The sequence below is a fragment of the Marinobacter salinisoli genome (assembly GCF_017301335.1).
GTDB classification, from domain to species: domain Bacteria; phylum Pseudomonadota; class Gammaproteobacteria; order Pseudomonadales; family Oleiphilaceae; genus Marinobacter; species Marinobacter salinisoli.
The window spans coordinates 3,197,119-3,222,222 of sequence record NZ_CP071247.1; the positions used below are offsets into that span (position 1 = coordinate 3,197,119).

Here is a 25,104-nt window from a genome sequence, read left to right on the forward strand (position 1 = left end):
CATGCAAGACCACAGTAACGACCCGATGTGGAAACAGGCAATTGCCGGCTCCCAGATGCTTCTGGTGGCCTTCGGCGCACTGGTGCTCATGCCACTGATCACCGGTATGGATCCGAACGTCGCCCTGTTTACCGCAGGCCTGGGCACACTGATTTTTCATATTGTCACTGGCGGCCAGATTCCGATTTTCCTGGCATCCTCTTTTGCCTTCATCGCACCGATCATTGCCTCGAAGGGCAAGTTCGGCATGGAGGAGACGCTCGGCGGCCTGATGGCGGCGGGCATTCTTTACATCCTGCTCAGCGCTCTGGTTCGCCTGCGCGGCACCGGCTTTGTACGCTCCCTGTTGCCACCCGTGGTTATTGGCCCGGTCATCATGACCATTGGCCTGGGCCTGGCGCCGGTCGCCGTGCACATGGCCTCTGGCCGCACCGGTGACGGTTCCGCCGAACTGGTGCCCTACGACACCGCTATCTGGATTGCCATGATCTCCCTGGCCGTGACCGTCATCATGTCGGTCTGGGCAAAGGGCATTTTCCGCCTGATTCCGATTATGTTTGGCGTCATCGTGGGCTATATCCTGTCGGCCTTTGCCGGCATTGTGGATACCACCCCGGTGCAGCAGGCCCCCTGGCTGGCAGTGCCGAACTTCGTGGCCCCGGAATTCAGCTGGGGCGCGGTGCTGTTTATGATCCCGGTCGCCATAGCACCGGCCATTGAGCACATCGGCGACGTCCTGGCGATCGGCAATGTTACCCGCAGGAACTACCTGGAAAAGCCCGGCCTGCATCGCACCCTGCTCGGCGATGGCCTGGCGACGAGTGCCGCGTCCATGCTCGGCGGGCCACCCAACACCACCTACTCCGAAGTGACCGGTGCAGTCATGCTCACCAAGAACTTCAACCCCAAGGTGATGTGGTGGGCGGCTGTGACCGCCATTGTTCTGGCGTTCGTCGGCAAGTTTGGCGCCGCCCTGCAAACCATCCCGGCACCCGTCATGGGTGGCATCCTGTGCCTGCTGTTCGGCTCCATCGCCGTAGTTGGCCTGAATACCCTGATCCGCCACCAGGTCGACCTGTCACAGGCACGCAATCTGGTGATTGTCGCTGTCACCCTGGTGTTCGGCATCGGCGGCATGGTTCTGGGCCACCTGGAAGGCATTGCCCTGTGCGCCGTGGCTGCCATCATCCTGAACCTGGTGCTGCCGGGTCGCAGCGAAGCCTGGGGCAAGGCCATCTATGAGCAAAACCCCAGCTGACAGTTCCGGCATCAGCTTTACGGCGCTGTATACCGGCGCCGTATGGCACCGGTACGGCCTGTCGGACGACGCCCTGGCGACACGCCAGGGTCGCTGGCTCTACCGTGCTTTGGCGCCCTTCGAAGCCGTCAGTAAGGCGGCTATCGGGGGCAACCTGCAAACCTTTCTGCTGCAACGCCACCTGATCATCGATCAGTTGATCGACCAGGCCGTTGAACAGCATGGCGTTACCCAGGTGCTCGAAATTGCCTGTGGCATGTCCCCTCGCGGGATCCGGCTGCGGCAGCGCCACCCCCACCTGCACATGGTGGAAGCCGACCTGCCCGAGATGGCCGCCAGGAAGGCTCTGCGCCTGATGACCGCCGGTCGCCTTGGCGACCATCACCAGGTGACTCCCATCGACATTCTCGCCGAGCACGGCGAGCATACCCTCGAAGCAGTTCTGCCACGGGTGTTCGACAACCAGAAACCTGTGATCGTGGTGACCGAGGGGCTGACCAGCTACTTTTCTCTCGACGTCATCAGTGGCTTCTGGCGGCGGCTTGCGGCCGCACTGGCGCAACGGCCAGGCTCCGTGTACCTGTCAGAAAGCTATTACCAACCGCGCCACCCGGCGCTCAGAAGCACACTGAATGCACTTGGCCACGCTCTCGGCGGCATCACCCGAAGCCAGGTGTCCTTTCATTTCAATTCCGATATCGAAGCCGGCAAACACTTTGTGTCCTGCGGTTTTGCCGAGACCGTCCTCCACGACCCGCGCGACTGGTACGACACGCTGCCGATACCCCGGAGTCGTGGTGAACCGTTGATCCGGGTGGTGGAAGCCCGCTGACGCGGACGGGTCAGGAATCCCGGCGCAAATCAGAAGGAATGGGGAAATCCGGCAGACCGGGCCGGTCCCCGCGACCTTTGCGGAACTGCCGTAACTGGAAGACATAGGCAAGCACCTGGGCAATGGCCATATACAGGCCATCGGGGATTTCTCCGCCCAGATCCGTGTTGTGATACACCGCCCGGGTCAGCGGCGGTGTCCGGAGCACCTCTACCTTGTGCTCGCGGGCAATCTCCATGATCTTGAAGGCAACTTGATCCGCGCCCTTGGCGACAACCACCGGTGCCGACATCCTGCCCTCGTCGTACTTCAGGGCCACCGCGTAATGCGTTGGGTTGGTGATGACCACGTCGGCGGTGGGCACATCCTGCATCATGCGGCGCTGGGCCATCTCCCGCTGCAATTGGCGAATCCTGCCTTTAACTTCCGGCTTGCCCTCGGTGTCCTTGTACTCGTCCTTGACCTCTTGCTTGGTCATCCGCAGTTTTTTCTGATGATCGTAGATCTGAAATGGCACATCGATCATCGCAATCATGATTGTGGCGCAGGACAACAGGAAGAAACTCCAGCCGACCGTCCAGAGCACATGCTCCATGGCCGGAACAGCCGGCTCCTCAGAAATACTCAGCAAATCCTCGGTACGCAGATCCAGAATCAGGATGGCCACCGTCAATACCAGCCCCACCTTGGCGATGGCCTTGACCAGTTCCACCAGAGACCGGGCCGAAAACATCTTCCCGAGCCCCTTGATCGGATTCATCCGGCTCAGTTTGGGCGCGATCGCCTTGCCACTGAACAGCAACCCGCCAATGCCGATCGAACCGGCAATGGCCGCAATCAGTAACAGAATCAGAATCGGAGCCAGGGCCCACGCCGCCTCTTTCGCAGACGCGATAAGCTGCACACTCATGTGACGGGTATCGAAGATGGCGGAACGCTCCAGCACAAAGCTGTCGCGCATGATGGCCTCCAGGGATGCCCCCAGGCTGGTACCGAACACCAGCAATCCGGCGGCTCCGGTCATCAGTACCGCCATGGTGGCCAGCTCCCGGGAACGGGCTGTCTGCCCCTCCTCTCTGGCCTTCTCGAGTCGTCGGGGTGTGGCCTCTTCCGTTTTTTCCTGACTGTTGTCGTTCTCTTCAGCCATCGGTCACAGCTACCCGGTGGATTGCACACAAGGCCAGCATGCTCAGGGCCGCCCCTGCAGCTGGCGCATGAACTCAAACGTCTCCCGGGTGTACTGATCGAAATGCGGCACGAAATTGGCGTGCAGCACCCAGATCGCAAACAGCCCGAATATCAGGCCGATCGGAAAACCCAGGGCGAAGATGTTCATCTGGGGCGCGGCCCGGGTCATCACGCCAAAGGAGATGTTAACGATCAGCACCGCCGTCACTGCCGGCAGCGCCAGCAGCATTGCGGCCGCGAACATCCAGCTGATCCGGTGCGCCAGTTCCCATACGCCCGTTTGCCCCAACCCTTCCATACCGATGGGCAGGGTCCGGAAGCTCTCGATGAACACCTCAAACACCGCCAGGTGCCCGTTCATGGCGAGAAACAACAGCGTAATGGTGATGGTGTAGATCTGAGACAGGACCGGGACGTTTACCCCGTTGGCCGGGTCCACCATAGAGGCAAAGCCGAGACCCATCTGCATGGCAATCATCTGACCGGCAATCACAAACAACTGCCACAGCGCCGTAAGCGCAAACCCCATGCCCACACCAATCAGGATTTGCTGCAGGGTAATGACCACTGCATCCGCACTGAGGGCGTCTACCTTGGGCACGTCGGGAATCATCGGAACGATCAGGATGGTCATCAGTAACGCCAGCCCAAGACGCACCCGAGCAGGCACCAGCTGGGTGCCGAAGATGGGGATCACCATCAGGAAGCTGGCCAGCCGGAACAGCGGCCACAGATGCTGACCAACCCACTGGCCAATGAGATCTGCGCTGAAGCCAGCCGGTATCATCGATCAGCCGATCAGGTAGGGAATGCTGGAAATCAGCGAATTGGCATGGTCCAGCAGCTTGGTCAGCATCCAGGGGCCGGCAGCGATAATCACGATCAGGGTGACTATCAGACGGGGCAGAAAACTGAGGGTCTGTTCGTTGATCTGGGTGGCCGCCTGGAAGGTACTGACCACCAGCCCGATCACCAGCCCCGGACCGATGATCACGCACGCCAGCAGGACAATCATCCACAGCGCTTCACGAAGAATGTCGATTATGGTTTCCGGCGTCACGATGCCCCCTATATTCCGTAACTGGCCGCCAGAGTGCCCATAATGAGCGCCCAGCCGTCCACCAGAACAAACAGCATGATTTTGAATGGCAGCGAAATGATGATCGGTGACAGCATCATCATACCCATGGCCATCAGCACGCTGGCCACGACCATATCGATGATCAGAAAGGGTATAAACAGGATAAACCCGATCTGGAATGCCGTCTTCAGCTCACTGGTCACAAAGGCCGGCATCAGAACCCAGAAGGACACATCCTCCGGTGTTTCGTATTGCTCGTCGGCCATACGCACAAACAACGCCAGGTCGCTTTCCCGGGTCTGGGCCAACATGAACTGCTTGAAGGGTTCACTGGCGCGCTCCACCGCTTCCAGGGAGGTCACCTCCTCCTGCAGGTAAGGCTGGAGCGCCACCCGGTTGGCCTCTTCAAACACCGGTTTCATAATGAAAATGGTCAGAAACAGCGCCATGCCCAGCAAAATCTGGTTCGACGGCGTCGCCTGCAAACCCAGTGCCTGGCGAAGGATGGCGAACACCACGATGATGCGGGTGAACGAGGTCATCATCATGAGCATGGCCGGCAGGAAGGTCAGCGCCGTCATCAGCGCCAGAATCTGCAGGGTTACCGAGTACTCCTGAACCCCTTCGCCCTCGCCAGGCTCAACGGTGAAGGCGGGAATCCCCGGTATACCGCCGCTCTCCTGCGCCATGGACAGAGGGGCCCAGACGATGCCCAGAAGAACCACCAACACCGGAACAAGCCGATTAAACCACGTGGCTGTCATGCCCTTAATCAATCCTTACTCGGTGTGTTCCAGGGTTTGCCGATCATGCCCTGCAACCGTCTGGCGAAGTCGCCGGGCACGGGCTTGCCTGCCTCGACAACGGGTTCGTCAAAGACATGCAGGGTCCGGATGGAAGATGGCGTGATGCCCAACAGGATCTGCTGGCCACCGACCTCAACCAGCGCAATTCGCTCGCGCGTGCCAAGCGCCATGACCGAAACCACTTTCATGGCCTGATTGTTCATCCCGGTCATGCCATTCATGCGCCTGACCATCCAGGCGCAGCCGTAGATAATAGCGACCACCGCGAGCAACCCCAGCCCGAGACTGACCAGTGTGCCGACGGTGTCAGCAGCGCCGGTCACCGGCGCCTTTACCACAGGCTTGCCAGCCTCTTCGGCCAGCACGGGGGCGGCCAACAGGGATGCCGCAAAACCGGCGAGCAACTGTTTCATCTTATCGCTGCAAGCGCTTGATGCGCTCGTTCGGGCTGATCACGTCGGTCAGACGAATGCCAAACTTGTCGTTGACCATAACCACCTCGCCGTGGGCGATCAGCGTACCGTTGACCAGAACGTCCAGCGGCTCGCCGGCCAGACGATCCAGCTCAATCACCGAGCCCTGGTTCAGCTGAAGCAGATTGCGGATCGGAATCTGGGTATTGCCCACTTCCATCGAAATCGTCACCGGGATATCCAGCACCACATCCAGATCCGGTGACATATCCTGTCCCTTCGGGGGCTGCCCGGAATGATCAAACTCTTCGATCGGCGCGGCCTGGACCGAGCCTTTCTGTCCACCGGCGCCGGCCTCGGCCATGGCCGCCGCCCACTCATCTTCCGTGGACGCCTTGTCACCGCTCTCATCACCGGATTCTTCCATGGCCGCCTCCCACTCGGCGGCCAGCTTTTCATCTTCGCTGAGTTGCTGCTCGTCTTTCTTGTCGTCAGCCATTGCGTCCCACCTTCAGTTGTTTTTTCACCTTGGGCAGCTGTGCCCTGTCATGAATTCTCAGCGCCAGCTTTCCGTCGCGGGAGCCCATGGTCGCCTTGTACACGGGAATACCGTTGGCGGTGACCGTCAAATACTCGGGAATTTCCACGGGAATGATGTCACCCTCCTTCAGTTTGGCGACGTCCCGCAGAGACATCTTTTTCGAACAGACCGCGCTGTTGACCGGCACCTCAACCTCTTTGATATCCTCGCGCAGGGCATGAATCCAACGCTCGTCGGCGTCATCAATATCGCTCTGAACCCCGGCGTCCAGCACTTCCCGGATGGGTTCAATCATCGAATAGGGCAAGGCAAAGTGGAGTTCGCCACCACCGCCGTCCAGCTCGATGTGGAAACTGCTGACCACGACCACTTCACTGGGGCTGACGATGTTCGCCATGGCTGGATTGACCTCCGAGCTCATGTACTCGAAATCCACGTTCAGCACGGCATGCCAGGCTTCTTTCATATCGTGGAAGACCTGATTCAGCACCATCTGGACAATGCGGGTTTCGGTGGGGGTGAATTCCCGCCCCTCAATCTTGGCGTGGCGCCCCTCGCCGCCGAAAAAGTTATCCACCAGCTTGAACACCAGCTTGGCATCGAGCACGAACAGCGAGGTACCGCGCAGCGGGCGCACCTTGCACAGATTCAGGCTGGTCGGGACATACAGGGTATGGATGTATTCGCCAAATTTCATGATCTGGACGCCACCGGCAGACACATCGGCGTTTCGGCGTAACAGATTGAACAGGCTGATCCGGGTATACCGGGCAAACCGCTCGTTGATCATTTCCAGCGTCGGCATCCGGCCCCGGACAATCCGGTCCTGGCTGGCGAGGTCGTAGGACTTTACTCCGGTATCATCAACCTCGTCATAGGTATCAATATCCCCATCGTCGACACCGTGAAGGAGCGCATCGATTTCGTCCTGAGACAACAAGTCCTGCATAGTTAGCCCTGCCCCTGTAATGCCTTACCCGTGCCGGGTCTCATTGCACAACAAAATTCTGTAACAGCACCCGCTCAATCACGGGCTCGCCTTCCTGCTCCAGCACCTGATTGACGGTCGCCAACATCGCGTCCGCCAGTTCCGAGCGCCCGGCAGGCGTTTGCAGCTGTTCATACTGGCTGCTGCCAAGCACCATCACCAGCTGACTGCGAATCAACGGCAGATGCAGCTGGGCGGCGGTCAATGCTTCCTGGTCCCGTGCCTCAAGCGCAAGGTAGGCCTGCGCGTAACGCTGCCGCCCCTCTGCCTGTATGGTTGTCACCACCGCCTTGTCGAGCTTCACATAGGTGCTGGGAACAAACGCCTCCTCAGCCGTCTCTTCGCTGTCCGGCGCATCGTTGCCGGCGCCGAGAAACCAGAGGGTTCCCATTACCGAGAGTCCGATTGCCAGAAGCAGCGCAACCACCAGGATGATGATCAGCTTCAGCTTGCCTTGTTTCGCCGGTGCCACAGGAGGCGCGTTGTTATCTGCCATAGTGTTTGTTGTGCCAGAAATTCGTCGTGTGAGGCGCGTATCCGCGCTTTTCAGAGATTAAATGCAAAGCTTGGGCCAGAACATAACCCGCACCCGATGCCGAAATGAAAACGCGCAGTTTAGCGTTGCCAGGAGGGTTGGGCAAAATCGATCACTGGAAGCCTGGGCGAACCGGCGGCGGCTTTAACGGAAGCCGCCGGCTACGATTTTTTCAGGGTGTTCAGATCAGGCAAAAACGTCGATTTCGCCATTCCAGCTCAGATCGAGCGCACCGGCCGCCATGTCTTCATCACCTTCAACCGCGGCCAGTTCGCCGCCGCTGTCACCAGCGCCACCATCCGCATCGGTACCGGCACCCTGTTGCCCGGCCTGCTGCTGCGGCGAATCGGAGACGTCGAACTTGGTCAGATTAAGACCCTGCTCTGCCAGCATGTCCCGCAGGCGATGGGAGTGGAGTTCGAGCTGATCCCGGACCACGGGGTTCGCCGCGTGAACGGCGATATTGGCCTGCTCGTTCTGGACCCGGACTTTGACCTCCATCGGCCCCATGTCCGGTGGGGTCAGGTGGATTTCCGCCACCGACATGCTGCGCGCGGTCAACCAGCTCAGCTTGCCGACCAGCTTGTCACCCCACTCCGCGTGCCCCACGGGCAGATCGATGGAGGTGGCGTAGCTCCTCAGGGGAACCGCCGTCTCGGCCGTCAGCCTGGTGGCAGGATTGGACGACAACTGGGACGCCAACTCAAACGTGGCACTCAAGCGCGGGCTGGCTGCAAGGTTGGCAGCATCCGTTGGCCGCGCAACGTCCGTGGTGGCGACGTCCGCGAGTTGCAGGCCAGCCGTGACACCAGGGGCACCCTGGCCGTAACTGCCCTGCCCGGCAATCAGGCCCTGAGCGCCTGAGGCACTGGCAGCCCGGAGGGACCGCGCCGCCACATCCTGACCGGCCGACATTCCCGGCGCGGGAACTGACGCAGCAGACAGCCCTTGCTCAGTCACCCCCTTTTGATTGCCAGAGGCCACCAGCGACTGCAGGCCCACGAACGTTACCGGCACCATCACTGGCTCGGCGGTTTCCGGGTCCGCTGCAGTGGCAACCCCGGCGTCGTCGCGGTCGGCCTCAGGCTTATTCCCGGCGGCGGAGTCGGACGCCTTGTCCGCACCGGGGGCACTTGCCGTTTCCGACTGAGATGTTTCTTCGGCAGGCCGCTCCGCAGACTCGGTTTCTTCACGGCGCTTGTCCGTCCTGGCATCGAGCTTTTTCTGCTCCTCCCGCGAGACTGACTCAAAGCGCCCATCCGGGTCCGCGGCCTTGCCAGCTCGGGATTTGGTAGCACTGCTGTCATTGGGACCCCCTGGCGAGGGAGTCAGAGGAAGAACCGTTTGGGGCATGGCAACCTCTTGCCGTTTTACACTGGTTATTGCCCAGGCCTTGCCGCATCGCAGCCGGTTATCGGGCATTTACCAGGAAATAGCAAAAGAGGTGCCAGCGCTCCGCTGTCAGGGGACAAAAACTTCCAGAATGTCAGATACACTGCGGAATTCGGCTTCGATGGCATCCACCGTTGCCGGTGCATCATCCAACCTCTGTTCCTTTCCGGCTTTCTCAACAATCTGGCACAGCGCTCCGAGCCGGGGGGCGCCGATATTGATGCAACTGCCTTTGAAGCTGTGCGCCATTTGCGCCAGAGCATCGGCATCCTGACCGTTCAGAGCCTGACGCAAGCCGGCTATGCGTTCACGGGAATCTTTCAGGAACGTTTCAATCAACACGCCAAATTCATCGTCCATGACGTCCTGAAGTTCAGCGAGTGCTTCCTGATCGATATGTGGTGTTTCGTTCATAGCCATGCTCTGCAGGAGAACCGGTCAGTGCCGGTCATTTGTTATTCGATCCGAAGGGCCATCGGATAAATCCCAATCATAGACGATCTCTACCCGATTGCCCCGGCCGTGAAAACGAAGGGATTGTGACAACTGCCTCATCAACAACAGCCCACGGCCGGCGTACCGGGTGTGCTCCGAGCGGGTATCACCAGCGGCCAGAACGGGATGATTCTCAAAGTCGAAACCGGAACCACTGTCTTCACAGACCACACGAAGTTGTCCGCCATACGGTTTCATGGAATGCGACAGACTGAAACGGATGAAGTGCCCCTTCACCCGGCCGAGCCTGACCTGTCGCTCACGATAGTATTTACCAAACCCTTCCGGTGAGTGTTTCCAGTCCGATGGCAGTTCCAGTATGCCGTGCTCAAGGGCGTTGTTATAAAGCTCGGCAAGCACGGTGTAGATTTCGCCACTGCGGGAACGCAGGCCTGGTACTTCCATGCAGATGTGCAGCAAGAGCGGAAGCGGATTGAAATCTCCGAGTGTTCGTTCACGAATTTCATATTCGCAATGCCACTCGGCGGGCCCGGGCAGGGTCGTGCGGTCCGGCAAGGGTGCGATTTCCGCATCATCCACCATATCCACACAGAAAAGCGTGATGTCATCATCGTCCTGATGGGCGCCGATGAACTCACGCAAACTGCCGATCACCGCATCGAACGGATGCATTCCGCCGCCACGGGTGTCCAGTGCCTGAGCAACTCCGGCATCGCCAAACAGCTCACCGGCGGCATTTCTGGATTCCAGCACGCCATCGGTCATCAGCATCAGGGTATCGCCAGGCTGGGTTGCTACCTGCTCCAGTCCGGCATCGAATTGATCGGGGGGCAGAATCCCGAGCGGCAAGTGCCGAGACGGCATGGCAACGGTGTCGCCGTTAGCCCTGATCAACGTCGCATCCGGAAGCCCCCCGTTCCAGAACCACAGCTGGTGCTGGTGAAACACGGCTTCGATCATTGCCCCGCAACAGAACATACCGACGGGAAGAATATTCTTGAGTTTCTGGTTGATTTCCCGGAGCACATCCTTGGCACTGAACCCCTTGGCGGCCATGCCGTAGAAGATTTCCGCCAGCGGCATGGCACCAATTGCCGCGGGCAAGCCATGGCCGGTGAAATCCCCTACGAAGATCAGCATGCCGCCGGCCGGGCGTGGTGAGGCGAACAGAACATCGCCATTAAAGATACTCAGTGGCGATACGTGGTAGCGGATATTAACAGCGTCCAGACAACCGGTGTGGGCCACGTTGTCGAACACCCGCTTGGCGATCTTCTGTTCCTTGAGCATCTGATCGTTCAGGTCGCGGATGTGATCCCGCTGATCCGACAGCGTGCGGTGCATCCGGCGCATGCGGTTGAAGGCGTTGATCTTGGCCTCAATAATGACGCGATTGTAGGGCTTGCTCAGAAAGTCATCCCCGCCGGCATCGAGACAGCGCGCCAGTGCATCCGCCTCGGAAAGCGAGGTCAGGAAGATCAGCGGCACCATTCGCTCGCCCGCCAGCGCCTTGATCCGGCGAGCGGCCTCCATACCGTCCATGACGGGCATCATGGCATCGAGCAGCACGATATCGGGATGAGCCTGTTCGAACAGGTGGACGGCTTCCTCGCCGTTTCGGGCCTCGAATACCTGATGACCGATCCGCTTGACCAGTGTTTTCAGAATCAATCGGTCGGAATCGCTGTCATCTGCGATCAGAATTTTCAGCGGCCGCTGATCGGCGATGGATGCTTCCACTTTACCCCCGTGGAGGTTCACCCATCAGCGGATGGCGAACAACTGCTCGAAATTGGATATGGAGAGGATGCGACGCACGTCGCTGTTGCAGTTCTCGATGGAGATCTTGGCGCTGTCCCCGCCGGCGTAGTCTCGCAGCAGCAGCAACATGCCCAACGCGGAGCTGTCCAGGTAGGTGGTTTCAGACAGGTCGACGACATAGTGGTCGACCAGGTTGTCGCAATGCTCGTAGGCATCCCGAAAGGCCTGATGGGTACTGAAATCAAAGCGCCCGTCAATACTGATAACCAAGGTCTGGCTATCCTCCAGGTGACGCGTCTCAATCGGCATTCCGAAACCTCCGTAAACTCCTTTTGGCGCACACACCTAACCTGCGTGCAATCTGTTCAGGAGTAAGAATAGCGCAAGCGAACTGAATTGCATGCGCAGGGGATTACATCACAGAAACCTTCAGCGCTTTCTCCAGGCATATGCCCGACCGGCCGCTTCGTCTGCCTGTTTCTGCTCTCGCAGGTCCAGCTCACGCCGTTCTTGCTCACGACAGGTTTCGATGTATTTCTCCATGCCGCGCCGTCGCTCCCAGGCCTTCTGCCACTCTAGCCGGCGCTCGTCAAACCCGCGCTCGGCCTGATCGAGCTGCGCCTGCTGCTGAACGATGACCTGATCCAACTGGGCAATAAATGCCTGCCATGCCTGCAGCCTTGCCACGGGCACAACGCCCTGCTGACCGCCCCGGATCTGGTCCCGATACTCTTGCTGATAGCGGCTAAGATTATTCACCTGTTCCCGCTGCTGGTCCAACAGTTTCTTCGCCTCGGTCATGCGCTCGAGCGCTTCCTGTTCCTTGCGCTCTTCCAGGGTGAGCACCACCTTCAAACGCTGGGACCGGGCCACCATCAGTCAGAGCTTCCGGGCTGGCTTCCCATGGGCTGGGGCGCAGCACTTTTCAGGCGATCCGGCGAACGTCGCTCGGGAACCACCGTCAGCAGCTGCTGGATGCTGTCCTGCAGGGGCGCACTCTCGTTCAGTCCCTGCTGGAGGAACTGGCGCATGTTGGCGATGTGGGCCATGGCGAAATCGGTTTCCGGGTCAGAGCCCTTGACGTAGGCACCAACACTGATCAGATCCTTGGCTTGCTGGTATCTGGAATAAACCTGCTTGAAACGCTGGGCTCGGGCGAAATGCTCCAGTTCCGTTACCTGAGGCATCACTCGGCTGATAGAGGCTTCCACATCAATGGCCGGGTAATGCCCCTCTTCCGCGAGCCGGCGCGACAACACAATGTGGCCATCAAGAATGGCCCGGGCCGCATCGGCAATCGGGTCCTGCTGGTCATCGCCCTCGGTCAGAACGGTGTAGAACGCGGTAATCGAGCCACCACCGGGGCGGCCGTTTCCGGTTCGCTCCACCAGCTGCGGCACCTTGGCGAACACCGACGGCGGATAACCTTTGGTGGCCGGTGGCTCACCCACCGCCAGGGCGATCTCGCGCTGTGCCTGGGCGTAGCGTGTCAGCGAATCCATCAGCAGCAAAACACGCTTGCCCTGATCCCGGTAGTACTCGGCAATCCTGGTGGTGAGCATGGCTGCGCGCAGGCGCATCAAGGGGGAATCATCCGCTGGCGACGCCACCACAACAGACCGCGCCAGCCCTTCGTCACCGAGAATGTCCTCAATGAATTCCTTCACCTCACGGCCCCGCTCACCAATCAGGCCCACCACGGTGATGTCGGCGTCGGTAAAACGGGTCATCATGCCCAGCAGCATGCTCTTGCCGACACCGCTGCCGGCAAACAGGCCCAGCCGTTGGCCCTGTCCGACCGTCAGCAGGGAGTTGATCGTCCGGATACCGACGTCCATGGACTGCCGCACAGGGGCGCGGTTCAGCGGATTGATGATTTCGCCATTCAGCGACACCCGTTCCTCGGCCTGCAAGGGGCCCTTGCCGTCAAGGGGGTCACCGGCACCATTCACCACCCGGCCAAGCATCTGTGGGCCCACCGGCACCAGGCTGGCGGCGGACAACGGCACCACCCTGGCCCCGGGCCTGAGCCCCTCAATAGCCGTTATCGGCATGAGATAGACTTTGTCATCCTCGAAACCAACCACCTCGGCTTCCACGTTGCCGCTGCCCTGGCTCTGAATCACACACCGGTCACCGACCACCATCGGGCAACCCACGCATTCCAGGGTCAGCCCCACCATGCGGGTCAACCGCCCGGAGAGCTCTGGCTCGTGCTCTTTTTGTGCCGTTTGCTGGAGGTTATTCAGGCGCTCAATCAGGGTGGATGTCATCGCCCTTCTCCTTGCCGGCAGCCTCATCGGGAGATGTGCCAATGGACGGGGCAGCCGTTGGCGATTGTGTTGCGGCCGGATTCGGGATATCCGACAGATCTCCGGCCAACTCGCCCAGACGCTCCGCCGACGCGGTATTGCCTGAGGCCTGGTCGGCAAGCATGGCCTGCAGGCTTTGCTGGAAGCGTTTTTCCACGGAGAAATCCACCAGGCTTTGGCGGGTTTCGACCCGACAGCCACCCGGTGTCAGGCGGTCATCCGCAACCACCGACGCCGGGGTATCCAGGCGTGCTGCAACCTGGCGCACCAGATCTGCGTCCTGGGAATGAATATGGATCCGTACATTATCTGCGGTTGGCGGCAGTGCCCCGAGGGCCCGGCGCACCACCTGCTGAATATGGGTGGTATCCAGGCTCAGTTCCCGCAACAGAACCGAACGCGCCAGTGTCACGGTGAGGTTCAGCAACGCCGATTCAATCTCGTCATCATGGCGACGAATCGGCAGCAGCAACTCGCCCATCAGGTGCTCCAGTCGCTCCAGCCGGGCATCCACGTCCTGTTTCGCATCCGCCAGTCCCTGTTGCAGCCCGTGCTCCCGCCCCTCGTCGGTACCTGCGGATCTGCCCTCTTCCAGGCCCTGCTCGCGGCCTTCCGCCAGACCCACCTGGTAACCCTGGTCACGGCCCTCGTTGTAGCCGTCTTCCCGGGCGGCTTCGCGGATTTCGCTGATTTCCGCCGCCGTCAGCGGTTTCACCCGCCGCTCTTCCTCACGGCCAATTTCATTACCGCGCTCGTCCAGCAGCGGCAGCTCCCAGCGCTCGTAGGCCGTCAACTGCTCCTTCGGGATGGGCGTGTCCAGGTCAGAGTTTTTCATTACAGCATTTCTTCACCGGAACCACCGAGCGCGATCTCGCCGGCTTCCGCCATACGTCGTGCCACGGTAATGATTTCTTTCTGCGCCCCTTCCACTTCGCTGACCTTGACCGGTCCCTTGGACTCCAGATCATCCTGCAGCAGTTCCGCAGCGCGCTTGGACATATTGCTGAAGATCTTGTCCTTAACGGCGTCGTCTGCGCCCTTGAGCGCCACCACCAGCACTTCGGACGAGACTTCGCGCAGCAGGGCCTGAATGCCGCGATCGTCGATGTCCTTGAGGTTGTCGAACACGAACATCAGGTCCTCGATGGTCGACGCCAGATCGGGATCCATGTCTTTGATGGAATCCAGCAGGCTGCCCTCAATGTTGCGGTCCATGAAGTTCATAATGTCGGCGGCGCGCTTCACACCACCAATCCGGCTGACCTGAGTGGCCGAGCCGCCGGAGAACTGTTTCTCCAGGATGTTGTTGAGCTCCTGCAAAGCCTGGGGCTGGATGCTCTCCAGGGACGCCACCCGCATCATGACATCGAGCCGCACCTTTTCATCCAGGGTCGCCAGAATTTCGGCGGCCTGATCCGGGTCGAGGTAGGAGATAACGATGGCCTGTATCTGCGGGTGTTCGTAGCGGATGATGTCACCCACGGCCCGCGGTTCCATCCACTTCAGGGTATCGAGACCCGTGGTGTTGCCGCCCACCAGAATCCGGTCGATCAGGCTGGCGGCCTTGTCTTCGCCCAGGGCCTGCGTCAGCATGGCCCGGATGTAGTCGTCGTTGCCGACGCCCAATCCGGTCTGGCCGCCGACGGCATCCACGAACTGGTTGAGCACGAAAGTCACATCATCTTTTGTGACGTCCTGCATTTGCGCCATGGCCACGCCAACCCGCTGAACCTCTTTCGGGCCCATATGCTTGAGCACTTCGGCCGCGTCGGCTTCACCGAGGGACATCAGCAATATGGCAGCCTGCTCCACCCGGGGAATTTTCCGCTGGGGTTTCTGTGCCATATTCCCACTTTGTTGTTGAAGGTTTTGATCAGTCATCGACGTTCACCCACTGCCGCATCACCTGGGCAACCCGGGCCGGGTCTTCCGCAATCAGGCCTTTGAGTGCGTTGAGTTGCCTGTCATAGCCATCTGCGGCACCGGGTAAAAGCAACTCATCCTGGCTCATGGCTTGCCGCAACTCATCAGTGCCGTCCACCCCGTCGAGGCCATCGTAGCCGCCACCGGCCAGCTCACCACCGCGTTCCCGCTGCCCGTTTCCGGACAGGCTTCTGAGCGTGGGTCGCAGTAACCCGATAACCAGTACCAGAATCACCAGCCCCGCCAATACCTGTTTCATGAGATCCCAGAACCAGGGCTGCTCCCAGAACGCCGGCGCTTCGAATTCCATCGCCTCAACCGGCGCGAAGGCTGTGTTCATAACCGTAACACTGTCGCCACGGGCCGCAGAAAAACCGACGGCGTCCCGAACCAGCATATTCAGACGCTGCAGTTCTTCTTCAGGCCAGGGTTGGTAGCTGACGTCGCCAGTTTGCGGATCAACCACTTTCATGTCGTCGACCGCCAGGGCAACGGTCACGCGCTTGATGCGGCCCAGTTCCTTGCGAACGTAGCTGACGGTTCGGTCGACTTCGTAGTTGCGAGTGGCTTCGCGGCGCACATCCACCGGTTTGGCGCCCCCACCCTCGCCATCGTCACCGGCGTTGGCCTGCTCCGGTACGGCGGCATTGCCCGGCGGCTGGTTCGACAGCGCGCCCGGGATTCCTGTCGGACCAGCGCCGGAAACGCGCTGTTCGGTCAGCTCACGCTCACTGCGAACGGCCTGTTGTTCAGGGTTGAATAGTTCTTCAGCCTGTTCCACCGACGAGAAGTCAAGGTCGGCGGACACTTCGGCCCGGTAGCGGCCCTCCCCGATGATCGGACCAATGATGGACGCCACGCGGCGGGTCAGCCGGTCTTCCACCTTTTCGGTGTACTCGTACTGATCCTTCATCCGATCAGTGTCAGCCTTGGACTCCTTGCCTGTCAGCAGGTTGCCGCTCTGGTCAACGACGGTCACGCTGTCCTTTTTCATCATCGGAATGCTGCCGGCAACCAGATTGACGATCGCTTGAATCTGCTCCGGCTCCGGCCGGCGTCCGGCAAACGCATCAAGGAACACCGAAGCTGAGGGCTCGCGGGCATCGCGAACAAACACCGATCGCTCCGGAATCGCCAGATGAACCCGCGCGCTGCGCACACCGCGCATGGCGCTTATGGTGCGCGCCAGCTCACCCTCCAGGCCACGGCGATAGCTCACCGTTTCCATGAACTGGGATGTTCCCAGACCACGCTCCTGATCAAGCAATTCATAGCCTAGGGTCTGCTGATCGGTCACGCCCTCGGCGGCCAGTTTCAGGCGGGCGCTGTAGACCTGCTCGGAGGGCACCAGCAACGCGCCGGTGCGGGGATCCATCTTGTATTCGATGCCACCACTTTCAAGAATGGCGGTGACATCCTGGGGATTGTAAGCAGACAGATCACCGACCACAGGTTGGTAATTGGGCTCTTGTGCCCACAGCACCACCGCAACACCCAGCGCCACGCTGGCGGCCAGCCCCACCATAAGCCCAATCTGGCGAAACAGATGCAGACGGTTGAAGCCAAGGAAAAGATCGCTGCCGCTCTGTGGCGTTTCTGCCGTCTGAGCTGCGGGCGCATTTGTCATTGCTGTTTCAGCAGGAACGCTGGCCATGCTTCGGCTCCGTTATCAGATCGGCATGTTCATGATGTCTTCATAGGCCCGGACCACACGGTTCCGAACCTGCGTCAATGCCTCGAAGGACACTGAGGATTTCTGGGCCGCTATCATAACCTGAGTCAGATCCACATTTGGATCACCCATTTCATAGGCGGTACGGAGCTCGCCGGTGGTCTGCTGCAGCTCATTGACGTTGTTTACCGCATTGCCCAGCATGTCGCTGAAGCTGGGCGTTTCCGGCGTTTTGTCAACCTGGCGAGGCGCATCAATCCGCCCCCGAACCGACTGATCCTGCTCGATCCTCTGGTTTTGCATCATTTGCGAACGCAGTGACCGGATATCTGAAAGAACACTGTTTATGTCGGCACGCTCAACCATCACTCTCTCCCCATCCCGCCCTGAACACCGAGCGGGTGTCTTTCTGGAAACTTGTTCATGAACTTTTAGCAAAGAACAGGCCAGATAAACCTTTGTCTTTATTTACAGTGTCTTATGGATATTTCAACAAAAATTGGGGCGGGAGAATGACGGAGTTTTGACGGCATCGAGATAAAACAGAAGACGAAAAAAAGGCACCCGCAGGGTGCCTAATAACGAAGGAGACGTTTGATAAATTCAGATGGTGGCCAGTTCCGAGTCCAAGTCGATGCCGGCATCCCGCATCTGGGCCAACTTGTAGCGCAACGTCCGAGGACTGATCCCGAGCAGCTCGGCTGCGCGGTTACGTCTGCCACCCTCTTGCCTAAGCGTGTCAATAATAATACGGAACTCCTGACGCTTCAGATCATCACCCAGCGACGCCGGTCCACTTAAATCGACTTGCTCTGCCGGCGCCATATCGCCCTCGTTGCGGATGGAAAAATCGGCGTGCGCATCAACCGGCTGAGCGGGCTGGATCGGTGCCGCAACCGGTGCAGCCGCCTCTACCCGACCGCTTATGCCCAGTTCAAGACACAGGTCGCTGGCATGAATCACATTACCCTGGTGCAGCACCAGCGCCCTCTGGATGGCATTATCCAGCTCACGAACATTACCCGGCCAACGATGACGCGTCAGTGCCAACCGGGCATCTTCGGCAAAGGTGACACCCGTCAGCTTCATCTTGCGGCAGTGCTTCTTCAAAAGGGTTGTCGCCAGCGCCATGATATCCAGCGGTCGCTCCCGCAACGGTTGCCAGTGCATGGGGAACACGGTCAGGCGGTAATACAGGTCTTCCCGGAATTTACCTTCGTGCACGTAATCGGCCAGATCCCGGTTGGTCGTTGCGATCACCCGCACGTCCAGTGCGATGGTTTTTCGCCCGCCAACGCGTTCGACCTCACGCTCCTGAAGCACCCGGAGGAGCTTGGATTGCAGGCCAAGCTCCATCTCAGAGATTTCATCCAGCAAAATCGTGCCGCCATTGGCCTGTTCGAACTTGCCTGGCGATGCAGACACGGCGCCGGTGAACGCCCCCTTCTCATGGCCAAACAGGATGGCTTCCAGCATGTTCTCGGGGATCGCCGCGCAGTTAATCGCGACAAAGGGCTGATCCGCCCGCGGCGACTGCTGATGAATATAGCGGGCCAGCACTTCCTTACCCGTACCACTCTCGCCCGAGATCATGACCGTGGAATCGCTACCGGCAACCTTGGCAGCCAGCTGGAACATCCGTTTGCTGACGGGATCCTCGGCCACCGGCGCATCGGTGGATTTTTGCCGGCTGCCGCCAACCACCTTGCTGACCGCGGCCACCAGAACCTGCGGCTCGAAGGGCTTGACCAGATAGTCGATTGCACCGGCCTGCATGGCCGACACCGCATGGCTGATTTGCCCGTACGCCGTAATCAGCATCATCGGCAAGCCCGGGTACAGACGCTGAACCTCTGCCAACAACTCATGGCCAGACAGACCCGGCATATTCACGTCACTGACTACCATATCCACCGGAGCTTCCGCCAGCCGCTCGAGCGCTTCGCGCGCATTGGCAGCTTCGCGAACCCGGTATTTGGCGAGCTCCAGAGTGGTTACCAGCGCTTCCCGCAGGTCATGGTCATCCTCGACAATAAGAATCTGAGCCTTGGCCACGATTGCCTCCGATTAATGGTTATTCTTGAGTTGCGGCAGACGCAGCGTTGCCACCGCGCCGCCCTGCTCCGGCGATTCAATCGCAAATCGCCCCTGATGCGCCTTTACCACCGCCTGCACCACGGCCAAACCAAGACCGGTACCATGAGACTTGGTGGTGTAAAACGCCTCCATGAGACGAGGCGTGTCTGAATGGTCGAATCCCGGGCCATTATCAGCGACCCGAATGACCAGCTCACCCGGCTCGGCCACGACCTGTACCGATACCAGGGTCGCGCCGGCTTCGAGACTGTTATTAACCAGGTTGGTGCACGCACCCACCAGCGCATCGCGGTTACACATCAGTCGACAGTTCGCCGCCACATCGTTCTGCAACGCCACCTTCACACCGGCATTCAGGGTCATGCCATCCAGTGCCGCCGACAGCGCGGACACCAATGTTGCTGCCGAAAGCTCCTCCGCCAGGCGAGTTTCACCACGGGCAAAAATCAGCATGTCCCGTACCTGTTGCTCCAGATGGGTCAACCGGGACATCAGCCGGGACGCACATCGCTGACGCAGCTCTTCATCCAGATCGTCCTGACTCAGGTGGCCACCGTAGAGAATGGCCGCGGATAGCGGGGTGCGAATCTGATGAGCCAAGGAGGCAACCATCTTGCCCATGGCTGAGAGCCGCTGGGCATGGGCCAGCTGAGATTGCAGCTGACGGGTTTCGGTCATGTCGGTGAGCAGAATCAACTGGCCGGGCTGGTTTTCCATGGTTCGGATTTCGATACTCACCCGACGACCATCCTTCAGGGAAACCTCGTGGCCATCATCGCTGCGCGGGGCAAAGCAACGGTGAATCACGTCGATCCAGCGCTCACCGTCCAGAGGCTCGCCCAACAGGGCAATCGCGGCGGGGTTGGTCTGGGCGACCACACCCTGACTATCCAGAACGACAACTCCGGCAGGCAGTGCCGAAAGCAGGGTCGACAGGCGGTCAGCCAGCTGCTCCTTCTCTTCAAGCTCCTGCTGACGCTGCATGGTTTCCTGAGTAAGCTCACCGGAAAGCTGATTAACCCGGGATTCGAGCGTCCGGTAGGAGTCAGTGATCTGACGGGACATCCGATTGAACAGCTCCAGCGCGGAATCCACCGCCTCGTCGCCCTGCTGCCCCCCTTGCTGCGGAAACAGGGCCGTCACCTTATGGTTGGCGTCGGCCGCAGCATTGGCCTTGGCGTCACCATGATCCGGCCCGACAACAGAATGTACCTGACTCATAACCTCGCCCCCCGACGGACCATTACCGGCCCTTAAGATTCGGATAATTTATTTTTCGGAGGCTTAAGCCAGCATCATGCCAACTACATTTTTCTTATATTTTTCAATGAATAAGCAAATATGCACAGAACCGAATGACAATTTTACGTCGCGTAAATAAGAAAAACGGCGCCAAAGATTTCAAACCTTTGACGCCGTTTTCGGACACCACCGCGCCGGCACGCGAACACCGGGCGTTACTCAGGAGTCTTCGCTTTCTTCCTCGCGCAAGCCGTACTTGCGAACCTTCTCGACCAGCGTCGTGCGCCGGATACGCAGCTTTTCCGCAGCGCGGGCGACCACACCTTCGGCTTCATCCAGCGCCTGCTGAATGAGCTGCTTCTCAAGATTGGACAGATAATCCTTGAGGTCAATGCCATTCACCGGCAACAAAGCCGGCGCATCCAGCCCCACGAGGCCAGGCACGCCCGACGGCATATTGCCATGCTCCACGGAACGGTTCTCATCGTAGTCGTCCACATAGCGGAACTTCTTCGGCAGTTCCTGCACACCAATCACGCCGTACGGGAACATGATGGCCAACCTTTCCACCAGGTTGGCCAACTCACGAACATTACCCGGCCAGTTGTGACGACACAGACTCATAATGGCTGCCGAATTCAGCCGTAACGATCCCCGCTTCTCCTTTTCCATGCGCGCGATCAGCTCATTGATCAGCAGTGGAATATCCTCTGCCCGCTCGCGTAACGATGGCATTTCAATGGGAAAAACGTTCAGCCGATAGTACAGATCCTCACGGAACTCGCCATTTTCGATCATGTCTTCAAGCGGCTTGTGGGTGGCGGCAATGACCCGGACATTGGCATCCTGTGTCCGGTTGCTGCCGATCCGCTCAAAGGACCGCTCCTGCAGCACCCGCAGGATCTTGACCTGCATGTTCAATGGCATGTCGCCAATTTCATCCAGAAAGATGGTGCCGCCCTCCGCCATTTCGAAACGGCCGACTCGGGCCGTAATGGCTCCGGTGAAAGCGCCCTTCTCATGGCCGAACAGCTCGCTTTCCAGCAACTCAGCCGGAATCGCGCCGCAATTGACCGGTACAAAGGGCTTGTCCCGGCGATCCGAATGGTAATGCAGGTTGCGGGCAACCACTTCCTTACCGGTACCGGACTCGCCGGTGATCAACACACTCACCTCTTTGTCAGCCACCTGTTGCATCAACTGGCGTACATGCTGGATCTTCCGCGAGGTTCCCACCAGGCTTCTGAACAACTGAAGATTCCGCTGCTGGCCGCGCTCCCGGGACTGGGCCTGAAACTGATCACGATAGATCTGGGCCCTGTACAGCGAATCAACAAACTTGGTGTAATTCAGCGGCCACTCAATGCGTGCGATGATTCGGGTTGCGTAGCTGTCCTGAAGACCTTTAAGTGACGGGTCGCCAATCAACAGAATCGGAACCCCGTCGGCTCCCGCGCATAGCGATGTGATCACATCTTCGACATCGGCATCCTCGCCGTTAATCAAAGCAACGCCAACGTCGGAGAGGCCCCCTGACTTGCCCGATTTCAACAAGGCACTGGCTTCGTCGCCGTGCACAACGGGTTCTTCTCCGATAAAATCCAGAATCGTGACTATGTCCCGGCGTCTGGACTCATCGTCACTCAGCACCAGCACTTTATTGTTCTCGGACATCCACAACCAATCTCTTGAAGTGAGTGAGCGGTCTTTATGAAGGAAACCGCATGGACAGTCAATTTTATGACGCTATTCAGGCCCGCTTGATGAAATATTTTGATACGCGCTGGCCACATCGCGATTGCGGTTCACTTCTTTGAGAGCGTCCTGCGCCTCCTGACGCGCCCGCCGCGCGCCCTGATCGATGGCGCCGATCAGCTGCTGGAGCTCCTCAAGGCGAAGTTTTACGGCGGCCACATCCAGCGCACCGCTTTCCATTGCCGCCATCATCGGATCCACTGACGGTTTGATGTCGGCGTTCAGCTCTCCGAGTCGATTCCAGTCTTCCTCACCCAGAGCCCGGGACAAGTCGGACATCAAGCGATCAACAGTGTCGAGCAGGTCATTCGGGGAAGACATAAGCGCACTCCTGAAGTAATTCCCGATTTGCTGGCCAGCACAGGCATTGCAACCAATAAAAAAAGGCCGGTCAAGCCGGCCTTTTCATTGTGCCTGAATCAACGACGCGCGTCGCGCCGCGCTGCGGAGGCGGTGAATTCAGCGCTGCGGAAACCGGGGCTGAAATCATAAGGCTTGTAACCATTGTCCAGGCCATCAATGTAGTAGCGCTTGGCCTTGAGGTCGTAGGTCATTTCCATCGTCGTCCAGAACACCGGCTCGCTGTAGAAGCTGATGTTATGAGCTTCGGACACCCGCCACAGGTTACCTTTGTCATCGTATTCTTCAGACGCCAGGATCTGCCAGCTGTCCTCATCGATGTAGAAAACCCGGCGGTCATAGATGTGGCTGATACCGACACGGCGCTTGGCCTCAACCACCCAAACCCGGTGCAATTCGTAGCGAGCCAGCGACTGATTGATGTGGCGGGGGCGAATCACATCATCCGGGCGCACTTCCGCATCATGGAGACGATAGGCGTTATAAGGCACGAAGAGCTCTCGCTTGCCCTTCAATTCCCAGTCGTACTGGTTGGGTGCGCCGTTATACATATCTTTCTGGTCTACCGAGCGAAGGGAAGACGAGTTCGGCAAATCGGTCTCATACGCCAGATTAGGTGAGCGACGCAGACGGCGGGAACCGCTGTCATAGCGCCAGGCCAGACGCGGAGACCGGATCTGATCCAGTGTCTCGTGCACCAGTGTAATGGTGCCTGCCAGGGCAGCGGGCGCCACCGTATTGGTCTTCAGGTAGAAGATCTTGTTGTCGATCTCCTCAAGTTTCGCGCCTTTTTTGCTGTACGCGATGTAGTACTGGTAGTCGTTCACAACCGGGTTGTAGGAGCCGTCGGTCTGTGGCGTGGCTGAAGCGCTGCGGAAAGCAACCTCGGTACCACGATAGCGCAGGATATGATTCCAAATCGCTTCCAGCCCGTTCTGGGGAATCGGGAACGGGCTGGTCATGATGGCATCACTCACACCGTTTCCGTTATCGAGCAATTCCGCTGTCAGCGCGTTCTCTTTCAGCTTCTCGTAGACGTGCTCCGGATAAGCTGCGGTCCGGCGGGTTTCGTAAACGGGAATAAAGAATTCCGGACCATACTCTTGCAACATTTTGAGGTGGCCATCAGACAGCTTGTCCTTGTAAAGGTGGACATTGGCCTTGGTAATGATGAACAGCGGCTCGTCTTCCGGGAATGGGTTGGTCTCAATGTCACCTTTCTTCCAGGATGCCGGCGCTGCTTTCAGCCCGCCGGTCCATTCCGGGATGGTTCCAGAGGCGTTGGCCGCTCGTACCGCACCAACCGGTGTCAACTCATCGCCCAGTTTGGCAGCTTCTTCCGGCGACACCTTGGCAAACACTGCGCCGGATAAACCGAGCACGGCGACCGCAATACCTGCGACAATAGGATTTCGCATTCCTTACACCTCCAGCAAATACATGCATCCCGGACTCATGCCTGAGCTTTCCACCGGGCGCTATTAGCAACCGTACAATTCGGCCAGCATCTTTGTGCCAAATTCAAACGACCGTTTCAAGTGATTGTTTGTAGATTCTTGTGAAACACCATCGAGACAGTCCGATGCACAAAATAACGCCAGAAAATGTTATGCTATGCGGTCACGTTTTCAAGTTGAACATCCCTTATCAGGTGCGGGCTTCCCCATGGCGTCTCAATGGTACTCGTTGGTCTCTCAAAAGCTGTTTCTGGCTGAGCAGTTGCTGCGCTTGAAAGACAGTGCCGGAGCGCCCGCAGACTCAGAACCGGCGGCGGCACTGCGCGAGGAAGCCAAGATCCAGGGCGCCGTGGAACTGATGCTTCGGGCCAGGCAACTGACGCTGACCATGATTGCCCGTTTTCATCAGGTTAGGCAGGGTCAGCCTGCCAACCTTGAGCAGCTGGCAGCCCTGATTGGAGAAGAGTCCGGCGATGTCGTGCATTTGCGCGAGCTGGCACAGTCACCGGGGAATTGGTGGAACCACCTGGATCAACTGGAGCGGTCTCAATGTAATCCGCCCGCACAGCGGAAAACGGTCAGCTCGGACAACATTATTGCCATAGCTGCAGAGACCGGACCGGACCGCTCCACGAACGCCCTGACCAGAACTCTGGGCGAAATGAAACAATTTGCCAACGATCTGGAAGAGCGCAACAGCGAATGGTAACGCGGCGCCCACTCCGATCTCATCAACACAAAGGTTTACGGTATGTCACCCTCGTTTTATGAAATCGTCCAATTGAGCAATGGCGATTACGCGTTGCGCCGCATTGATGATGACAGCGCCCCCCTGGTGAAAATCTCGTTTTCAGAGGAAGCCCGTGAAATGATGGCGGACCGGGATATGAACGTGGCGAAAGCCATGATTGCTGCCGGCATTGAAGCGGTGGGCAGTGTCGCTCACGATATCGATTGGGAAGAAGACGAACAGGAAGCGACAGAAATCTCACCTTCCTACACCCTGCACTGAGCCGGGCATCAACCGCTTGCGGT

General features: G+C 59.0%; 27 protein-coding genes. 4 read left to right on the top strand and 23 right to left on the bottom strand.

The window, feature by feature from the left end; translation table 11 throughout:
* The first annotated feature begins 1 nt into the window (after position 1).
* Both LPB19_RS14580 and LPB19_RS14585 read left to right on the top strand, forming a co-directional pair.
* Complete coding sequence (locus LPB19_RS14580; protein WP_206643613.1) at positions 2 to 1,258, top strand: uracil-xanthine permease family protein; 1,257 nt, start codon at positions 2 to 4, stop codon at positions 1,256 to 1,258.
* On the top strand, positions 1,239 to 2,090 hold the full coding sequence (locus LPB19_RS14585) for a class I SAM-dependent methyltransferase (protein ID WP_206643614.1): 852 nt from the start codon (positions 1,239 to 1,241) through the stop codon (positions 2,088 to 2,090). Before LPB19_RS14580 ends, LPB19_RS14585 begins: the two co-directional genes overlap by 20 nt.
* Before the next feature lie 10 nt (positions 2,091 to 2,100).
* Here LPB19_RS14585 and flhB read toward each other — a convergent pair whose 3' ends face one another.
* From flhB to LPB19_RS14700, 23 genes are all read right to left on the bottom strand, one after another.
* Positions 2,101 to 3,237: a flagellar biosynthesis protein FlhB gene (gene flhB / locus LPB19_RS14590; protein WP_206643615.1), complete on the bottom strand. Its 1,137-nt coding sequence runs from the start codon at positions 3,235 to 3,237 to the stop codon at positions 2,101 to 2,103.
* A gap of 42 nt (positions 3,238 to 3,279) precedes the next feature.
* Positions 3,280 to 4,065, bottom strand: coding sequence for a flagellar biosynthetic protein FliR (gene fliR, locus LPB19_RS14595; RefSeq protein WP_206643616.1), 786 nt, complete (start codon positions 4,063 to 4,065; stop codon positions 3,280 to 3,282).
* A gap of 3 nt (positions 4,066 to 4,068) precedes the next feature.
* Positions 4,069 to 4,338, bottom strand: coding sequence for a flagellar biosynthesis protein FliQ (gene fliQ / locus LPB19_RS14600; RefSeq protein WP_206643617.1), 270 nt, complete (start codon positions 4,336 to 4,338; stop codon positions 4,069 to 4,071).
* Positions 4,339 to 4,346: 8 nt separating this feature from the next.
* Positions 4,347 to 5,123 carry a flagellar type III secretion system pore protein FliP gene (gene fliP / locus LPB19_RS14605; RefSeq protein WP_206643618.1) on the bottom strand — a complete coding sequence of 259 codons (777 nt, stop codon included), beginning with the start codon at positions 5,121 to 5,123 and terminating at the stop codon, positions 4,347 to 4,349.
* A gap of 8 nt (positions 5,124 to 5,131) precedes the next feature.
* Positions 5,132 to 5,578, bottom strand: coding sequence for a flagellar biosynthetic protein FliO (gene fliO / locus LPB19_RS14610; protein ID WP_206643619.1), 447 nt, complete (start codon positions 5,576 to 5,578; stop codon positions 5,132 to 5,134).
* A gap of 1 nt (position 5,579) precedes the next feature.
* Entirely contained in the window at positions 5,580 to 6,077 is a 498-nt protein-coding gene (fliN, locus tag LPB19_RS14615; protein ID WP_206643620.1) for a flagellar motor switch protein FliN, read from the bottom strand.
* Positions 6,070 to 7,068 carry a flagellar motor switch protein FliM gene (gene fliM, locus LPB19_RS14620; RefSeq protein ID WP_206643621.1) on the bottom strand — a complete coding sequence of 333 codons (999 nt, stop codon included), beginning with the start codon at positions 7,066 to 7,068 and terminating at the stop codon, positions 6,070 to 6,072. Before fliM ends, fliN begins: the two co-directional genes overlap by 8 nt.
* A gap of 40 nt (positions 7,069 to 7,108) precedes the next feature.
* On the bottom strand, positions 7,109 to 7,603 hold the full coding sequence (locus LPB19_RS14625; RefSeq protein ID WP_206643622.1) for a flagellar basal body-associated FliL family protein: 495 nt from the start codon (positions 7,601 to 7,603) through the stop codon (positions 7,109 to 7,111).
* A gap of 225 nt (positions 7,604 to 7,828) precedes the next feature.
* Positions 7,829 to 8,995, bottom strand: coding sequence for a flagellar hook-length control protein FliK (locus tag LPB19_RS14630; RefSeq protein ID WP_206643623.1), 1,167 nt, complete (start codon positions 8,993 to 8,995; stop codon positions 7,829 to 7,831).
* Positions 8,996 to 9,103: 108 nt separating this feature from the next.
* Entirely contained in the window at positions 9,104 to 9,448 is a 345-nt protein-coding gene (locus LPB19_RS14635) for an Hpt domain-containing protein (protein WP_206643624.1), read from the bottom strand.
* Between the two features lie 24 nt (positions 9,449 to 9,472).
* On the bottom strand, positions 9,473 to 11,230 hold the full coding sequence (locus tag LPB19_RS14640; RefSeq protein ID WP_206643625.1) for an ATP-binding SpoIIE family protein phosphatase: 1,758 nt from the start codon (positions 11,228 to 11,230) through the stop codon (positions 9,473 to 9,475).
* Between the two features lie 24 nt (positions 11,231 to 11,254).
* Positions 11,255 to 11,560, bottom strand: a complete 306-nt coding sequence (locus LPB19_RS14645; RefSeq protein ID WP_206643626.1) for an STAS domain-containing protein — start codon at positions 11,558 to 11,560, stop codon at positions 11,255 to 11,257.
* A gap of 120 nt (positions 11,561 to 11,680) precedes the next feature.
* The gene (gene fliJ, locus LPB19_RS14650; protein WP_206645808.1) at positions 11,681 to 12,124 is read right to left on the bottom strand and encodes a flagellar export protein FliJ; all 444 of its coding nucleotides are present in this window, start codon (positions 12,122 to 12,124) and stop codon (positions 11,681 to 11,683) included.
* 2 nt (positions 12,125 to 12,126) lie between these two features.
* Positions 12,127 to 13,524, bottom strand: coding sequence for a flagellar protein export ATPase FliI (fliI, locus tag LPB19_RS14655; protein WP_206643627.1), 1,398 nt, complete (start codon positions 13,522 to 13,524; stop codon positions 12,127 to 12,129).
* Positions 13,505 to 14,398 carry a flagellar assembly protein FliH gene (locus LPB19_RS14660; protein ID WP_206643628.1) on the bottom strand — a complete coding sequence of 298 codons (894 nt, stop codon included), beginning with the start codon at positions 14,396 to 14,398 and terminating at the stop codon, positions 13,505 to 13,507. The genes fliI and LPB19_RS14660 overlap by 20 nt, the downstream gene beginning before the upstream one ends.
* On the bottom strand, positions 14,398 to 15,408 hold the full coding sequence (gene fliG / locus LPB19_RS14665; protein WP_228289129.1) for a flagellar motor switch protein FliG: 1,011 nt from the start codon (positions 15,406 to 15,408) through the stop codon (positions 14,398 to 14,400). The genes LPB19_RS14660 and fliG overlap by 1 nt, the downstream gene beginning before the upstream one ends.
* A 28-nt stretch (positions 15,409 to 15,436) precedes the next feature.
* On the bottom strand, positions 15,437 to 17,140 hold the full coding sequence (fliF, locus tag LPB19_RS14670) for a flagellar basal-body MS-ring/collar protein FliF (protein ID WP_206643630.1): 1,704 nt from the start codon (positions 17,138 to 17,140) through the stop codon (positions 15,437 to 15,439).
* Between the two features lie 15 nt (positions 17,141 to 17,155).
* A complete protein-coding gene (gene fliE / locus LPB19_RS14675) occupies positions 17,156 to 17,524 on the bottom strand; it encodes a flagellar hook-basal body complex protein FliE (protein WP_206643631.1) in 369 nt (122 codons plus the stop codon).
* A 237-nt stretch (positions 17,525 to 17,761) separates the two neighbouring features.
* The gene (locus LPB19_RS14680) at positions 17,762 to 19,213 is read right to left on the bottom strand and encodes a sigma-54-dependent transcriptional regulator (RefSeq protein ID WP_206643632.1); all 1,452 of its coding nucleotides are present in this window, start codon (positions 19,211 to 19,213) and stop codon (positions 17,762 to 17,764) included.
* A gap of 12 nt (positions 19,214 to 19,225) precedes the next feature.
* Entirely contained in the window at positions 19,226 to 20,476 is a 1,251-nt protein-coding gene (locus LPB19_RS14685) for a sensor histidine kinase (RefSeq protein WP_206643633.1), read from the bottom strand.
* A gap of 240 nt (positions 20,477 to 20,716) precedes the next feature.
* Positions 20,717 to 22,171: a sigma-54 dependent transcriptional regulator gene (locus LPB19_RS14690; RefSeq protein ID WP_206643634.1), complete on the bottom strand. Its 1,455-nt coding sequence runs from the start codon at positions 22,169 to 22,171 to the stop codon at positions 20,717 to 20,719.
* 72 nt (positions 22,172 to 22,243) lie between these two features.
* Positions 22,244 to 22,573: an SOS cell division inhibitor gene (locus tag LPB19_RS14695; protein WP_206643635.1), complete on the bottom strand. Its 330-nt coding sequence runs from the start codon at positions 22,571 to 22,573 to the stop codon at positions 22,244 to 22,246.
* A gap of 98 nt (positions 22,574 to 22,671) precedes the next feature.
* Positions 22,672 to 24,030 (bottom strand): DUF1329 domain-containing protein, encoded by a 1,359-nt coding sequence (locus LPB19_RS14700; RefSeq protein ID WP_206643636.1) that lies wholly within the window; start codon positions 24,028 to 24,030, stop codon positions 22,672 to 22,674.
* Positions 24,031 to 24,277: 247 nt separating this feature from the next.
* Between LPB19_RS14700 and LPB19_RS14705 the strand changes: the two genes are divergently transcribed.
* Together LPB19_RS14705 and LPB19_RS14710 are read left to right on the top strand one after the other, a co-directional pair.
* A complete protein-coding gene (locus tag LPB19_RS14705) occupies positions 24,278 to 24,778 on the top strand; it encodes a DUF6586 family protein (RefSeq protein WP_206643637.1) in 501 nt (166 codons plus the stop codon).
* 42 nt (positions 24,779 to 24,820) lie between these two features.
* Positions 24,821 to 25,081, top strand: a complete 261-nt coding sequence (locus tag LPB19_RS14710) for a hypothetical protein (RefSeq protein WP_206643638.1) — start codon at positions 24,821 to 24,823, stop codon at positions 25,079 to 25,081.
* Positions 25,082 to 25,104 lie beyond the last annotated feature (23 nt).